The 15,190-nt window shown below is 63.9% G+C and carries 12 protein-coding genes; 4 read left to right on the top strand and 8 right to left on the bottom strand.

What is annotated here, in order from left to right; all coding sequences use genetic code 11:
- The 3 genes from bchO to IOC69_RS08045 all read left to right on the top strand — a co-directional run bounded on the left by bchO (position 1) and on the right by IOC69_RS08045 (position 3,639).
- Complete coding sequence (bchO, locus tag IOC69_RS08055) at positions 1-876, top strand: alpha/beta fold hydrolase BchO (protein WP_290543028.1); 876 nt, start codon at positions 1-3, stop codon at positions 874-876.
- Between the two features lie 230 nt (positions 877-1,106).
- On the top strand, positions 1,107-2,630 hold the full coding sequence (locus IOC69_RS08050) for a phytoene desaturase (protein ID WP_290543062.1): 1,524 nt from the start codon (positions 1,107-1,109) through the stop codon (positions 2,628-2,630).
- Positions 2,611-3,639 (top strand): phytoene/squalene synthase family protein, encoded by a 1,029-nt coding sequence (locus tag IOC69_RS08045; protein ID WP_290543027.1) that lies wholly within the window; start codon positions 2,611-2,613, stop codon positions 3,637-3,639. Before IOC69_RS08050 ends, IOC69_RS08045 begins: the two co-directional genes overlap by 20 nt.
- Before the next feature lie 322 nt (positions 3,640-3,961).
- On the opposite strand, the gene IOC69_RS08040 is transcribed toward IOC69_RS08045, so the two are convergent.
- From IOC69_RS08040 to ugpB, 6 genes are read right to left on the bottom strand one after another with little or no spacing between them, the layout of a single operon-like run.
- A complete protein-coding gene (locus IOC69_RS08040) occupies positions 3,962-4,873 on the bottom strand; it encodes a glycerophosphodiester phosphodiesterase family protein (protein WP_290543026.1) in 912 nt (303 codons plus the stop codon).
- A 32-nt stretch (positions 4,874-4,905) separates the two neighbouring features.
- Positions 4,906-5,757 (bottom strand): TIGR01459 family HAD-type hydrolase, encoded by an 852-nt coding sequence (locus IOC69_RS08035; RefSeq protein ID WP_290543025.1) that lies wholly within the window; start codon positions 5,755-5,757, stop codon positions 4,906-4,908.
- Between the two features lie 6 nt (positions 5,758-5,763).
- Complete coding sequence (ugpC, locus tag IOC69_RS08030; RefSeq protein ID WP_290543024.1) at positions 5,764-6,831, bottom strand: sn-glycerol-3-phosphate ABC transporter ATP-binding protein UgpC; 1,068 nt, start codon at positions 6,829-6,831, stop codon at positions 5,764-5,766.
- On the bottom strand, positions 6,831-7,670 hold the full coding sequence (gene ugpE / locus IOC69_RS08025; RefSeq protein ID WP_290543061.1) for a sn-glycerol-3-phosphate ABC transporter permease UgpE: 840 nt from the start codon (positions 7,668-7,670) through the stop codon (positions 6,831-6,833). The genes ugpC and ugpE overlap by 1 nt, the downstream gene beginning before the upstream one ends.
- A complete protein-coding gene (gene ugpA / locus IOC69_RS08020) occupies positions 7,664-8,539 on the bottom strand; it encodes a sn-glycerol-3-phosphate ABC transporter permease UgpA (RefSeq protein WP_290543023.1) in 876 nt (291 codons plus the stop codon). Before ugpA ends, ugpE begins: the two co-directional genes overlap by 7 nt.
- 27 nt (positions 8,540-8,566) lie before the next feature.
- On the bottom strand, positions 8,567-9,895 hold the full coding sequence (ugpB, locus tag IOC69_RS08015) for a sn-glycerol-3-phosphate ABC transporter substrate-binding protein UgpB (RefSeq protein ID WP_290543022.1): 1,329 nt from the start codon (positions 9,893-9,895) through the stop codon (positions 8,567-8,569).
- 480 nt (positions 9,896-10,375) lie between these two features.
- On the opposite strand from ugpB, the gene IOC69_RS08010 reads away from it, so the two are divergent.
- Positions 10,376-13,342 carry an NAD(P)-dependent oxidoreductase gene (locus tag IOC69_RS08010; RefSeq protein WP_290543021.1) on the top strand — a complete coding sequence of 989 codons (2,967 nt, stop codon included), beginning with the start codon at positions 10,376-10,378 and terminating at the stop codon, positions 13,340-13,342.
- Here IOC69_RS08010 and IOC69_RS08005 read toward each other — a convergent pair.
- Positions 13,333-14,499 (bottom strand): M20 aminoacylase family protein, encoded by a 1,167-nt coding sequence (locus IOC69_RS08005; protein ID WP_290543020.1) that lies wholly within the window; start codon positions 14,497-14,499, stop codon positions 13,333-13,335. The genes IOC69_RS08010 and IOC69_RS08005 overlap by 10 nt on opposite strands.
- Positions 14,496-15,185 carry an ABC transporter permease gene (locus IOC69_RS08000; RefSeq protein ID WP_290543019.1) on the bottom strand — a complete coding sequence of 230 codons (690 nt, stop codon included), beginning with the start codon at positions 15,183-15,185 and terminating at the stop codon, positions 14,496-14,498. Before IOC69_RS08000 ends, IOC69_RS08005 begins: the two co-directional genes overlap by 4 nt.
- Positions 15,186-15,190 lie beyond the last annotated feature (5 nt).

Below are 15,190 nucleotides of genomic sequence, written 5' to 3'. Positions count from 1 at the left end.
ATGGGCTACTACCTGGACTGGAAGACTGACGGTGCCGGCTGGCCCAACAATGCGGCGAGCCGCTTCGTCGACGCGGCAGGCATGCCGTGGCATGTGCAGGTGATGGGCGAGGGTCCCGCCCTCCTTCTCCTCCACGGCACGGGTGCCGCCACCCACTCCTGGCGCGGCGTGATGCCGAAGCTCGCGGCCCACTACACCGTCGTCGCCATGGACCTTCCGGGCCACGCCTTCACCCAGCCGCCGTCCAAAACCAGCCTGTCGCTGCCCGGCATGGCCGCCGCGGTGGCCTCTCTGCTCCGTACACTGAAGGTCGAGCCCGTCCGCGCCGCGGGCCATTCGGCCGGCGCCGCCGTGCTCGTGCGCATGGCGGTGGAGCGCCTGTTTGCGCCCGATGACATCATCAGCTTCAACGGCGCTTTCTTCCCCGTCACGGGTGTCGCCGGCCAGTTCTTCTCGCCGCTGGCCAAGACCTTCGCCAGCGCCGCCATCGTCCGGAAGATGTTCGCGAAGATGGCCGACCGCAAGGCGGTCGAACGCCTGCTGCGCGACACCGGGTCGAAGATCGATGCCGAGGGAATCTCCCTTTACCAGAAGCTCTTTTCCAACGAAGGCCACATCGCGGGAACGCTGGGCATGATGGCCGCCTGGGACCTGCACTGGGCGCCGCAGGACCTGAAGAACCTGCCCGTCCCCATCAAGCTCGCATACGCCACGGGCGACCGCACCATCGCGCCCGCCCGCGCCGCCGAGGCGGCGAAACTCGCCCCCCGTGCAAGCCTGGTGGAAATCAGGGGCCTCGGCCACCTGGCCCATGAGGAGGACCCGGCCGGAGCGGCGGCCATCATCGCGGACCCCGCCTCCTTCACCCTGCGGTAGCCGCTCCTGTCCTCTCCCGCCATGCGGGAGAGGAAGGGGCCCCAACGCAGTTGGGGGCGGTGAGGGGAAGCAATCTCCGAACCTTATTCGGTACATGCGGCCCCTCATCTCCCCCGTTGCTGGCGCAACGGGTCCCTTCTTCTCCCGCTCAAGAAGCGGGAGAAGACGCCGCGCACACCATCCATCTGCCCCCTTGCCAAATCTTGTCTGACAGTTTCTACTGTCAATTGATGTTTACAGACATCGACCACCTACCCCCGCCGGCCGACCGGCGCCCCCATGCCGCCGTCATTGGCAGCGGCCTGGGCGGTCTTGCGGCCGCCATACGGCTGGGTGCCCGCGGCTATCGCGTTACGGTGTTTGAAAAGCTGGAGCAGCCGGGCGGTCGCGCCTCTGTGTTCCGTCAGGACGGTTTCACCTTCGATGCCGGCCCCACCATCATCACCGCCCCCTTCATCCTTGATGAGCTGTGGGCGCTGGCCGGGGCCAAATTCTCCGACGACGTGACGCTCAAGGCCCTCGACCCCTTTTACGACATCCGCTTCGATGACGGAACGGCGATCAGCTGCTGCGCCGACCCAGACCGCATGCGCGGGGAAGTCCGCCGCATCGCGCCCTCGGATGTCGCAGGATACGACCGCTTCATGGCGGAAAGCGAGGCGATCTACCGCATCGGCTTCGAGCAGCTGGGCCACGTGCCCTTCGGCTCCGCGCTCGATATGGTGAAGATCGCGCCCGATCTGCTCCGCCTCGGCGCCTGGCGCACGGTGCACCAGCATGTGGCGGCCCGCGTCAAGAACCCCAAGATCCGCATGGCCTTGAGCTTCCACCCGCTGTTCATCGGCGGCAACCCGTTCAAGGTCACCGCCATCTACAGCATGATCGCCTATCTCGAACGCCAATATGGCGTGCATTTCGCCATGGGCGGCACGGGCGCCCTGGTCCAGGCCATGGCAAAGCTCGTCGAGCGCCAGGGCGGCGCCATCCTGCTCAACACCGCGGTAGACGAGATCACCTGCGAGGGCGCCCGCGCCACGGGCCTGCGCCTCGCCGATGGCCGCGTCATCAAAGCCTCCATCGTCGTCTCCAATGCCGAGACAGCCCATACCTACACCAGGCTCCTGCGCAACGCGCCGCGCAAGCGCTGGTCGGACGCCAGGCTCGCCCGCGCCCGCTATTCCATGAGCCTCTTCGTCTGGTACTTCGGCACAAACCGTCAGTATACGGACGTAAAGCACCACACCATCATGATGGGCCCGCGCTACCGCGAACTGCTCGACGACATCTTCACGAAGAAGATTCTGGCCGAGGACTTCAGCCTTTACCTCCACCGTCCCTCCGCCACCGACCCATCGCTCGCGCCGCCAGGCTGCGACAGCTTCTATGTCCTCTCCCCCGTGCCGCACCAGGACTCGGGAATCGACTGGACCGCCCGCGCCCAGACCTACAAGGCCGCCATCGCCGGTTACCTCGACCGCACGCTGCTCCCCGGCTTCCGCGGCCATATCGTCACCGAGAAGCTGATCACGCCCATCGACTTCGAATCCCGCCTCTCTTCCGCCAAGGGCGCCGCCTTCGGGCTGGAGCCCGTCCTGCTGCAATCCGCGTGGTTCCGCCCCAACAACAAGGCGGAAGACATCGAAAACCTCTTCCTCGTCGGCGCGGGAACGCACCCCGGCGCCGGCGTTCCCGGCGTCATTTCCTCGGCCAGAATCCTCGACACGGTGGCGCCCGATGCTTCCGCCTTCGCCTGACCGTTCGCTCGTCTCGCCCGCCGATCTCGCCCAGTGCCGGCAGATGATCCGCGACGGGTCGAAGACCTTCTACACCGCCTCGCTCCTCCTGCCCCAGCGCGTCTGCGATGCCTCGCGTTCGCTCTATGGCTTCTGCCGCGTGGCCGACGACCTCGTCGACCGCGCGGCGGACCCGCGCGCCGCCGTCGACACGCTCCTGGCCCGCCTCGACCGCATCTATCGCGGCGCCCCCGACAACCAGCCCGCCGACCGCGCCTTTGCCGATGTGGCGCTGCGCTTCGCCATCCCGCGCGAGATTCCGGAAGCCCTGATCGAGGGTTTCGCCTGGGATGCGGGCGGGCGGCGCTATCGGACGCTGGACGAGCTTCACGCCTATGCCGTGCGCGTTGCGGGCACGGTGGGCGCCATGATGTCGCTGGTCATGCAGGTGCGGGACGCGTCGGCCATCGCGCGCGCCTGCGATCTCGGTGTCGCCATGCAACTCACCAACATCGCCCGCGACGTGGGCGAGGATGCGCGCAACGCCCGCCTCTATCTGCCGCTCGACTGGCTTTATGAGGAAAGCCTCGACGCGGAAAGCTTTCTCGCAGCGCCCCGCGCCTCCATGCCGCTGTCCAGGGTGCTGAAGCGCCTGCTGGCCGAGGCGGACCGTCTCTATGCCCGAAGCCTCTCCGGCATCGCCATGCTGCCGCCGGGCTGCCGCCCGTCGATCCATGCCGCCCGCCTGCTCTATGCCGAAATCGGCCGCGCCGTGGAAATGAACGGCCATGACAGTGTCACCCGCCGCGCCACTGTCGCCACACCGCGCAAGCTCGCGCTTCTTGCGCGGGCCGTCACCGCCTCGCTGACATCCGCGCCGCGCTCCGATGCCCCCGCCATCGCCTCCGCGCAGTTCCTCATCGACGCGGTGGCCACCGCCGGCCAGCCCATCCACCCCCCGCGCACGCTGGACGAACGCGCGCAATGGCTCACCGAACTTTTCACCCGGCTGGAGAAGCAGGGCCAATGAGTGGCAGCAGCCTCGCACTCGCGGAAGGAATACTCGTTGTCGGCGTCGTGCTCGGTTGGGCCTTCTGGGAATTGTGGAAGCTGAAACGGGACAAGACGAAGTAGCCGGGGGTCCCTCTCCCGTCTCCCTATGATCCTCACCCCGGCGAGAGCTGGAGGATTACCATCGGGAAAGGAACGGAGGAAGGCTGATGGGGCATATCATCAAAATCGATGACGCGCGGATCCGCGACCGCCTCGGCGGGATGATCGGTGGACGCTGTGGGGCAGGAAGGCGTCAGCATTGCACGCGCGGGCCTGAACTCTGGCGCGAGACCGTCCGTTCAGCCGGTCGCACCGCCGGATGCATGAACAATCGGCGGAAGTCTCCAGCCGCGCTTCGCCAAGACCTCCCGCGCCAGATCAGGCCGGTCTGTTGTGACGCCATCAACACCCCACCCGGCAAGACGATCAATGTCCGCCGGATCATTCACCGTCCAGGGCACCACCCTAAGCCCCGCAGCCTTGGCCCGAACGACGATGTCCGGGGTCAACTCGGACATGTCGGGGGCCCAGCAACCGGGTGTTCCGCCCGTTGCAGCATGCACGGATTCGACCAGGTTCGACAACGCGGGCGTGTGGGTCCCGCGCCAGGCTGGCGTGGCCGTCCCGGCGCTTGTGAGCCAGCCGAGCGTGGCGCCGGGCCATACCGAACGGAGATGCGCGAGACTCCGCCAGTCAAACGAACGCACCGCCAGAGTGTCGAGCGCATTGTTACGGCGGGCAACGGCCAGAACCGCATCCGCCATCACCTCGGGCGAGACCGTTAATTCCGGATAGGCCGGATCGGTCTTGATTTCGACGTCGATAATCACGCCAGTTCCGGCCGCGAGCTTGAAGACGTCGTCGAGCATCGGAATGCGGACATTGTCCACGCCCGCCTGATCAGGATTATGCAAGGCAACCACACTACCCCCGCGCGCCCGGCCCACATCGTACCGGATCAGTTCGGCATAGGTCAGCGAACGTATCGCCGGGCCTGTTTCAGGCAGCCAGGCGCCATCCGGACCGCGGGTCAAATCCGCATTGAGCCTCGGATCGTGGACGACAACAACGACGTCATCGGCCGTCACGCCGACATCAAGCTCCAGGCTGGTTACGCCAAGCGCCAAAGTCGCGCGGAAGCCTTCGAGCGTATTCTCAGGAAACAGGCCGCGGGCGCCGCGGTGGCCCTGTATTTCAAAGGCTGACGTCATTTGCGGTTCCTCGCGTGTTCATCGGAGCGGCTTCACCACTTGAACTCCGGCACAGACGTGGACGGATAGTGACCTACGGCATTGGCAAGTGCTTCCGCACTGGTCTCGCGTTCTTCAAGTTCCTCCGCATGAATGCCGCCCAGGACCCAGCAACTCGCCAGATTGGCGGCCCGTGCGCCCGCAATGTCGGTGCGCAAGCCATCGCCCACCGCCAATACACGCGATGCAGAAACCTCCAGGATTTCCAGGACGGAGGGATAGATAGCAGCGTCGGGTTTCCCGTACCATCTGACCTCGCCGCCAAGTGTTTCGTAATGTCTGGCGAGCGCGCCCGCACAGATGATGCGCTGACCGTCACGCACGATTTCGAAGTCAGGATTGGCGCAAATCATTGGCAGCCCGGCGGCGAGACATTGCTCCAGGGCAGGCAGGTGATCGTTGATCGTGCTTGGCCCCTGCAAATCGTCGGGAGCGGTGATAATCACAAAGTCCGCCGCGGCAGGCCGCTCGACCTGGTGAAGTTCCAGCCCGTTCAGGATCCCCCAGTCGCGTTCCGGGCCGAGGAAATAGACCTTCCTTCCCAGCTCCGCCACCCAGGGATCGCTGCGGTGCGAAAGTGCTTCGAAAACCGCCTCGCCGCTGGTCATCAGACCATCGTACAGGTCGTCTGACACGCCCATGGCGAGAAGGTCGTCCCGCACAGAGGCCACCCGGCGGGGCGCATTGGACAGCAGCACGACACGGCGCTCCATCTCCTGCAATTTCTGAAGCAAGTCCCTTGCGCCCGGATAGGGCGCTACACCATCATGGATCACACCCCAGAGATCGACGATAAAACCGTCATAGCGTGCCGCCAGCGGTGCGAAGCGGGGGAAATGCTCCATGGCGGGTCACACCGCCTCGACCCGCAGGCCGGTTTCGCCATCAAACACATGAAGATGCTCAGGCGCGATCACCACGCTCATGGTCTCCGGGATGGACCCCGCGCTGGGAATCTTCACCGAAACGAGCTCGCCATTCTTCATGCGGCCGATGACCACCGTTTCCGAGCCGAGCGGTTCGACGAGGTCGATAAAAATCTCGATGCCACCTGGTTCCGGACGCAGATGTTCCGGACGGATGCCCACGGTGAGCTTCCGACCGTCCTGTCCCGGGCGGCGGCCGTCGGCGAAAGTGATGACGTGTCCGTCTTCAAGAACCGCGGAGGCGCCGCCATGACCGAGCTTAGCCGGCATGAGGTTCATCGACGGAGCGCCGATGAAGCCCGCGACATAAGTGTTGGCGGGCTTTTCGAAGACTTCCATCGGCGTCGCGAGCTGAACGGGCTTGCCGAGATGCATCACGAGCAGCCGGTCGCCCAGAGTCATGGCCTCGACCTGGTCGTGAGTGACATAGAGGCTTGTCACCCGCATCCGCCGCTGCAGGCGCCGGATCTCCGCGCGCATCTGTACACGGAGAGCAGCGTCGAGGTTGGAGAGCGGTTCGTCGAACAGAAAGACCTTCGGTTCGCGAACGATCGCCCGTCCCATGGCCACGCGCTGGCGCTGACCGCCCGACAACTGGCGCGGCGTGCGCTTCAGCAACGCGCCGAGTCCGAGCGTGTTGGCAGCATCCTGAACCCGCTTCCCGATGTCCTCCCGGCTCAAGCCCCGAATGCGGAGACCATAGGCCATGTTGTCGAAAACCGTCATGTGCGGATAAAGCGCATAATTCTGAAACACCATGGCGATGTCGCGCTGGGCGGGATCGAGCTGCGCCACGTCGCGGCCGTCAACCATGATCTGGCCGGAGGTCGGGGTCTCGAGACCGGCGACCAGGCGCAGCAAGGTCGACTTGCCGCAGCCGGATGCGCCCACGATAACGAGCATCTCGCCCGACGCCAGCGAAAGGTCGACACCTTTCAGGACGTGCGTCGTTCCAAAGCTCTTCTTCAGATTTTCAAGCTGCAGGGTGGCCATTACTTGTCACCTTCCGTAAGTCCTTTGACAAACCAGCGTTGCATGAGAACCACGACCACGACGGGCGGCAGCATCGCAAGCACTGCCGTCGCCATCACGCGGTTCCATTCGGTTAGCGCCTCGTGACCGATCATTTTCACGATGCCGATCACGATCGTGTCGAGCCTGGGGTCGGTTGCCACCAGCAAGGGCCACATATATTGGTTCCAGCCGTACACGAAGAGAATGACGAACATTGCCGCCAGATTGGCCGCGGAGACCGGCACCAGAATATCCTTGAGGAAGCGCAACGGGCCGGCACCGTCGGTGCGCGCGGCCTCAACGAGTTCATCTGGGATTGCGAGAAACGTCTGACGGAACAGCAGGGTCGCCGTCGCCGAGGCCATAAGGGGCACAGTGAGTCCCGTAAACGTGTTGATCAGGTTGAACCCCGCCATAACCTTGAAAGTCGGGACGATGCGCACCTCCACCGGAAGCATCAGCGTGATGAAAATCGTCCAGAAGCACAGCATCTTGAATGGAAACCGGAAAAACGTGACCGCATAAGCGGACATAATCGAAATGAATATCTTGCCGAAGGCGATGACAAGCGCCATGCCGAAGGACACCATCATCATGCGCCACACCGGCTGCGCTCCGGGCGCCGCCTCGGTGAGAACGGAGCTATAAATTCCCAGTTGTGACAGATTGGGAACGATGGACATATCGCCACGCGCGATGTCGGCGCTGTCCTGAGTGGAACCGGCGAACACCAGCCAGACCGGCAAAACGAACAGCGCCACTCCCAGAAGGAGAATGGAATGAGCGACCCAGTCAACCTTGCCCGTTCTGATCACGATTTCTTCTCCATGAACCGGAATTGCAAGGCGGTGATCAGAATGACCCCAACCATCAACACGACAGACTGCGCGGAGGATGAGCCAATGTTGACATTGACGATGCCATCGCGGAAAACCTTGAAAACCAGCGTCTCCGTCGAGCGGCCGGGACCGCCCTGGGTCGTGGCGGCAATCGTCGCGAAGGTGTCGAAAGCGGCGTAGACCACATTGACGACGATGAGGAAGAACGTCGTGGGCGCAATCAAAGGCAGAGTGATCGTGCGGAACCGGTGCAACTCCGACGCCCCGTCGATGCGGGCGGCCTCGGTCACCGATTTCGGAATGGACTGCAGGGCCGCAAGAAAGAAAATGAAGTTATAGCTTACCTGCTTCCACGCCGACGCAAGGATGACGAGAAGCATGGCCTGAAAACCGTTGAGCCTGTAGTCCCAATTGATACCCATATTGTTCAGCCCGACGCCCACAAGACCGACGTTCGGATCCATCAACAACACCCACAACACGCCGGCGATCGCCGGGGCGACGGCGTAAGGCCAGATGAGCAGAGTCCTGTAGATGTCCCGACCGCGGATCTCCCGGTCTGCGAAGATGGCGAGGACCAGCGCGACCGCCATCGCGATGACCGTCACGAAAAACACGAAAATCAGGGTCCGGACAACCGCCTCCAGATAGAGAGGATCTTCAAACAGATCCACGAAGTTCTCAAACCCTACAAACTCAGAGTTGATCCCGAAGGCGTCCTGACGCTCAAGGCTGGACCAGATGGCTCGCGCCGCCGGCCACAGAAAAAAGAAAAATGTCAGCACGAGCTGCGGCAGCACAAGCATCGCGGGCAGAAGCCACCCGTCAAAGATAGTCCGGCGTTCCATCTTCAGGTTCCGAATTCTTGTTGTTGATCAAGACCTCTGCGTTCTCTGAAAGTCCCGAAGAACGCGATTGCCGCGCCGGACCGATACATCCATGGCGGCCTGCGCGGACTGAGCGCCCTGGAGCGCCCGCTCCAGTTCCTCGGAGATGATATTGCGAAGCTCCGCCATTCGGCCAAGCCGGAAGCCCATCGAATTCTTCGTCATGGTCCCACGGGTGAGTTGCTCGATCGGAACATCCGCCCCGGGATTCTCCTTGAAGAAGCCCTGCTGCCTCATCAGCTCGTATCCAGCGACGGTGACCGGAACATAGCCAGTATTCTTGCTCCACGAGGCCACGTTCTCAGGCTGCGACAGGAACAGCAGGAAGGAGGCGACGGCCTTGTACTCCTCTGGCGTCCTATTGGGCGTTGTCATCGGCCAAAGGCTTGCACCGCCGATGATGGAGTTGATCGGCTGGTCGATGACCGCCGGATCATAAGGCAGCATGGCCGTACCCCAGCGGAAATTCGCGGTGCGGGCAATGTCGCTGCGCACGCTGGAGGAATTGAACGACATGGCCGCCTGACCTGACGGAAACATTGCATCAGCGGAATTGTCACGGCCGCCATACCTGAAGGTGCCATCCTTGGCCATGTCGAGCAGACGCTGAACCTGCGCAACATAGTGCTCCGTGTTGATGAGAAGTTCGGCATCAAGGCCATCGAAACCGTTTGCCTGTGTCGCGTAAGGCAGATCGTGAATCGCGCCGAATTGTTCAAGCTGGATCCAGACCGGCCACGACGTCGTCATGGGAATGGCCGCGGCCGATGACGCCCTGATGGCCTGGGCAGCGGCGATGACATGTTTCCACGTCGCGGGTGGAGTTTCGGGATCGAGGCCAGCCTTCTCAAAGCTGTCTTTGTTGTAGAACATCACGGCTGTCGAGGAATTGAAGGGCATGGATGCAAGCCGCCCGTCGGTGAGGCTGTAATAACCCCGGACGGCCGGGATGAAAACCGCCGGATCGATGTCGATCCCCGTTTCCTGCGACAATTCCCAGATCTGCCTCACCGCCGGTCCGGCCCCCAGCATCGACCCCGTACCGACTTCAAACACCTGAACCAGATGCGGCGCCTGCCCGGCGCGCCAGGCGGCGATCGCGGCTGTCATCGATTCCGCATAGCCACCGCGGAAGAGCGGCTGAACTTGAATTGCAGACTGGCTGCTGTTGAAAGTGTCGCACAGACGGTTGACTTCCTCCCCGAGCACAGCAGTCATTGAATGCCAGAATACGATTCTGGTCGGCGCCGATTGAGCGCGGGCAATATTTGGAAGAGCCATCGTGGCGCTTGCAATCATGAACGTCCGGCGGTCCATCAGGAGACACTCCTCTTTCCGACAACGATAGGCTGGAGTACCGCGGCCTTGTGAACGCCTTGTAACAGCAACGACAACGGTGAAATCTTGATGGCTGCTGAAAAACGTCCGCGCATTGGCTCAACTTATTGGTATTTGTTTTTTCAATGCACCGGATTGGGAAATCTGGCCCTGCCGTGTTGCGGATGCCGGCGCGGGTTGTGAGGCTTCTTGCCTGAAACGCAGACGACGGTGACCGGCTACAGAAGTCCCTTGACCTGCGGCCGTTTCAAACGCGTCACCATGAGGCGGCGCGCCACATCAGCCTGCATCAGGCGCTCCCGGTTCTTGGAGAATCTCAAAGCATCTGAGACCGCGGCATCAGCCGAAAGCCCGGCAAACCGGGGTAAAGCAAATCATGGTTGACCTGCTCCATCAGCTGGCGCACTGGCGCATGGTGTGTTGAGGCTATAGCATGACCAGAACGAGGGAAATTGGCACATGTCGGTCGTGGATAAACTGAGGACGACGCGGGACAGTTCACTGAAGGCGACGGCCGGCGGCCCCCCGCCCCGCACGCAGAACCCCTTCTTCGGGGTCGGCCCAATCACCGACATGGCGCATGACGGGGCTGACAGCCGCATGCTGCGCTTCGCCTTCGAGCACTGGCTGGAACAGACCTATCGCAAGCTTGATGACAAAGGCCGCGACATCGGCCCCTTCACCGCGGCCGAAATCGGCCGGTCGATGCACCGCGGATACCCGGCGGACAAGGTTCTGCTCGAAATGATGCGGGAGATTCACCGCTACTTCGAGTTCCCCAAAACGAACCGGCTGGCGGTGGGCCTGGGCGGAGGCCATTCGGGCTTCACCGTGTGCGCGCTTCACGTCCTGACGGTGAATGACCCGGCCCAGCATGTCTATGTCGACACGCCTGCCCCTGAGTCCGATCTTGCCAGGGCGTCAGGCTTCTTCCGCCAGAGCTGGGGGGCACAGATCGTCGAGATGATGCGTTTTGCCCGCAACGGCGGGGAGGCGCGCATCCACTTCGCCAGGGCGGAGGGCGCGATTCCCTCCTCCGGCGTGCTGGAGCGCATGGGCGTCAAGGTGTTCTTCGGCGTCGGCCATGAGACGACGGGCGCCACGACCTATTCCCGCGCCGACATCGAGAACCTGCTCGACTGGATCGACCGCAACCCGGCCGAACACCATGCGGTGCTCGACGCCACCTCCATGCTGGGCGCCATGCCCTGGGGCGAGGAGCTGGTGGCGCAGGTCATGTCGAAGTGCTGCCTGTTCATGCCGTTCCAGAAAGCGATCGGCGGCGTCTCCGGTTACTTCCTCGTCTCGTTCACGCCCCACGCTCTCGCACGCGTTGAAGAGAACCAGAAAAAGCCATCATGGGCCATTCCGCGTCAGCTGAAGCTCGCTCCACCCGCCGACCCCAAACTGCCGCTCTCGGGCGGGCGCACGGTGCAGCTTGGGCCGTTCTACGACGCGCAGGAGAACAGGATGGTGGGCGGCGTCATCAACACCTTTTCCACGCTCGCTTTCGCCGAGACGACCTTCGGCCTGTTGCGCGTGGAGAAAATGATCGGGCCGGTGAGGGAGATGAACCGCCGCTCGGAACTGAACCGCACCGCCCTCAATGAGTGGATGAGCAATTCGAACCTTTTCCAGCCGGGCGTGACCAGCGCGGAACACCGGGGCGCCGCCGTCACCCTCATCAAGGTGGCGGACGGCGAGGTCACCGATCCGGCCATCCACGCCCGCATCATCGCACGCTCGAAACAGCTGCTCGCCTATGACGGCATCACCCATCCGAACGGCGTTCACGAACAGGGCCTCGATGTGGCCCGCTACCTCAACGCCTTTCCGGGCACGCCCGGCGACTACCGCGCCTGGATCGGCGGCATCCGCCCGGTGGAGGACATCCCCGCCCTGATGGACAACATCAAATATACCTATCACCGCGCCCGCATCGTGGTGATGGAGGAGGAGCTGGCGGAGCACGGCGTCACCTTCCCCGCCCCGGCCCAGGACGCGGGCCTCGGCCGCAGGGACGATCCGGGGCGTGCCTACAAGGTTCTGATCTGCGATCACGTGGGCCTCAAGTTCGGGGCGGACGGCAGGCCCGACCATTCGGCGGTGAAGGCCCATATCGTGGCACGGGGCTGCACCTTCCACGATGCTCCGTATACGGAGGGGATGACGCTTGACCCGGGCATGCACTTCTTCCACCAGCCGCAGCTGTCGAAGCCGGAAGAGATCCGCCCGCTGACCGCCAAGGGCCAGTATGACGCGGTGATCGCCGCGGCCACCTTCCTGCCGAAGGAGGCCCGGTTCGACGAGGGCGGCGTGCGCATCGGCGCCGGCACCGGCAACATGGGCTCCGCCTCCTGGGGCGGCGGCAACGGCGAGGGTGGCTCAGCGCCGCTGATGAACACGCCCTCCTTCAACAGCCGTGCGACCGCGCAGATGGGCTTCAAGGCCCTGCTGAAGGTTCTGCCCGATCTGCCGGTCGATGAGATGCACAGGCTCACCGCGGCAGGCCAGTTCGACACCGGGCGCGACCTCGCCAGGTTCCCCACCGAGAAGATCGAGGGCAAGCGCATCGGCATCGTCGGTTACGGCAACATCGGCCGCGAGATGGCGAAGCTCGCCCAGGCCTTCGGAATGGCCGTGGCCGTGCACGCCCGCCCGCGCCAGAGGGAGTGGATCGAGTCCGAAGGTTTCGTTTTCGCCGCCACGCCGGAAGAAGCCGCCCAAGGCGCCGATGTCCTGTCGGTGCACACCGGCCTCGGCCCGCTGAACGCCGCGACCGGCAAGTTCGCCAATGCCGGTGTGGTGAGCGCGGCCGTGCTGGCCCGGCTCAACGATGGCGCCATCGTCCTCAACTATGACCGCGGCGAGTGCGTGGATGCGACCGCCCTCGATGCCGCGATGGCGTCCGGCAAGGTGCGCCATGCGTCGATCGATGCCGACCTCTTTGTCGATGAGGAAACCGGCGCCAGGACCGGGCCGATGGCGCCCTACCTGCCGCTGGCGCGGAAATATCCCGGCCGTGTCGAACTGCTGCCGCATGCGGCGGCCGACACCGAGCATGTGTCGCGCGTCGAAGGCGCCAGGCAGGCGGTCGACCAGATCATCGGCGCCATCCGCTTCAGGCACGTGGTGAACCTCAAGGGCGATCTGCCGGACGGCTATACGCTCGCCGGTTCCAGAACCGTGGCGGGGGTCGGCAAGTGCAATGGCCAGTCCATTGCCCAGGCGGTGGAGGCGGGAGATGCCGCCGCAGCCCGGGCCGAGGCAGAAACAATGGCGGCGATCTGGGCGGCGCTCGCGGCAGCTTCGACGGAGGAAACCCGCCAGGCGCTGATTTCACGCCATGGCGCGGCCCTGGTGAAGAGCTTCAACCGCTATGCAACGCTGATGCGCAGGCTTGGCCTCGAAGGACCTTATGCCTGAGGCAGCGCCTTCTCGACAAGCCTCGCCCAGAAGGCGGAGCCCTTCACCAGCAGCGCGTCATTGAAATCATAGCCGGGGTCATGCAGCATCGGCCCCGGCCCTGCCCCCAGGCCGAAATAGCAGGACGGCGCCACCTCCTGCATGGCGGAGAAATCCTCCGAGAACATGAAGGGGCCGCGCATGTCGATGTGTGCCGGATCCTGCCCCATGTCGAGGGCCACCGCGCGCACCAGTGCGGCCTCATCGGCGGTGTTGAAGCCCGCGGGGTAGCTCCAGCTGTCCAGCCCGATCTGGACATCGGCCGTGCAGCCGAAGGACTTCGCCTGGGCCGCGGCGACATCCCCGATGCGTGTCAGGATGAGATCGCGCACCGGCCTCGTCACCGTCCGCACGCCGACGAGCAGCCGCACCTCTTCCGGAATGACCGTCGCCATCGACCCGCCATTGATTGCGCCAACGGTGATGACCGCGGGATCATGCGGATCGAGATTGCGGGAGACCACCGTCTGCAGCGCCAGAACGATGCTGGAGGCCGCGACCACGGGGTCCACCGACTTGTGCGGAAGAGCGCCGTGGCCGCCTACGCCCCGCACCACGATGGTGAAGACATCGCAGCAGGCGGTGATGGGGCCGGGCCGCACCATGATCTGCCCCTCCGGCTCGCCCGGCAGGTTGTGGAGTGCGAAGATACGGTCACAGGGAAAGCGGGTGAAGAGACCGTCCTCGATCATCCGGAAGGCTCCGCCCTCGTCCTCCTCCGAAGGCTGGAAGATCAGACGCACGGTGCCGTCGAAATGACGGTGCTCCGACAGATAGCGCGCAAGGCCCAGCAGCATGGTGGTGTGGCCGTCATGGCCGCAGGCATGCATCTTGCCCGGATATTTCGAGGCGTATGGCAGATTGGTCTGCTCCTGGATCGGCAGCGCGTCCATGTCGGCGCGGATGCCGATGACGCGCCCTGAGGCGCCGTTGGTCAGCGATGCCACCACGCCCGTCCTGGCGATCCCCGTGGTGACGTCGAACCCGAGCCGGCGGCACTCATCGGCCACGATCCTCGCGGTGCGTTCCTCCTGGAACAGCATTTCGGGGTGGGCATGAAGGTCATGCCGGATGGCCGTGAGACCGGGCAGATGCCTGATGAGAACGTCCTCAATCATCGGCGGCTGGGAACCCTGCTCTCGATGCGGGCAAACATCTGTGTGATGACAAGCGTGATGACCATGTAAAGCGCCGCTGCCAGCAGCAAAGGCTCGTAGGTGAGGTAAGTGTTCTGCCGCACGCGCAGAATGACGCCGAAGATGTCGAGAACGGTGACGGTCGCCGCAAGCGGAGTAGCCTTGAGCATCAACACCGTTTCGCCGGCAAGGGTTGGAAGTACGTTCCGGAAGGCGCGCGGCAGCCAGATCCTCCGCAACACCCGCCAGGGCGACATGCCAAAGGCCCTCGCCGATTCCAGTTCGCCCTTTGGAACGGACAGGAACGCACCGCGCATGATCTCGCCGGCATAGCCCCCTTCATTCAGGGAGAAGGCCAGCACCGCGTAGAAATAACCCTCCCGCAGGACAGGCCAGAACACGCTCTGCCGGATTTCGGGATATGAGGCAAACACCGACCCGAGGCCGAAGTAGAGCAACCAGAGCTGCACCAGCAGCGGCGTGCCGCGCATCAGCGTGCAGTAACCTCGCGCGATGGCCCCAAGCCAGCGGGGGCCCGTGACCTGCACCAGGCCAACCGGCACCGCGATGATCAGGCCAAAGACCATCGAGAGCACGAGAAGCTGGATCGTCAGCCAGATGCCCTGAAGCAGGAGGGGAAAATACTCCGGAAACCAGCTCCAGTTCATCCGCG

It is taken from the genome of Aestuariivirga sp., assembly GCF_020252405.1.
Lineage (GTDB): Bacteria > Pseudomonadota > Alphaproteobacteria > Rhizobiales > Aestuariivirgaceae > Aestuariivirga.
Note: the sequence above shows the minus strand (reverse complement) of the source record. Positions and strands in the feature narration are given on the sequence as shown.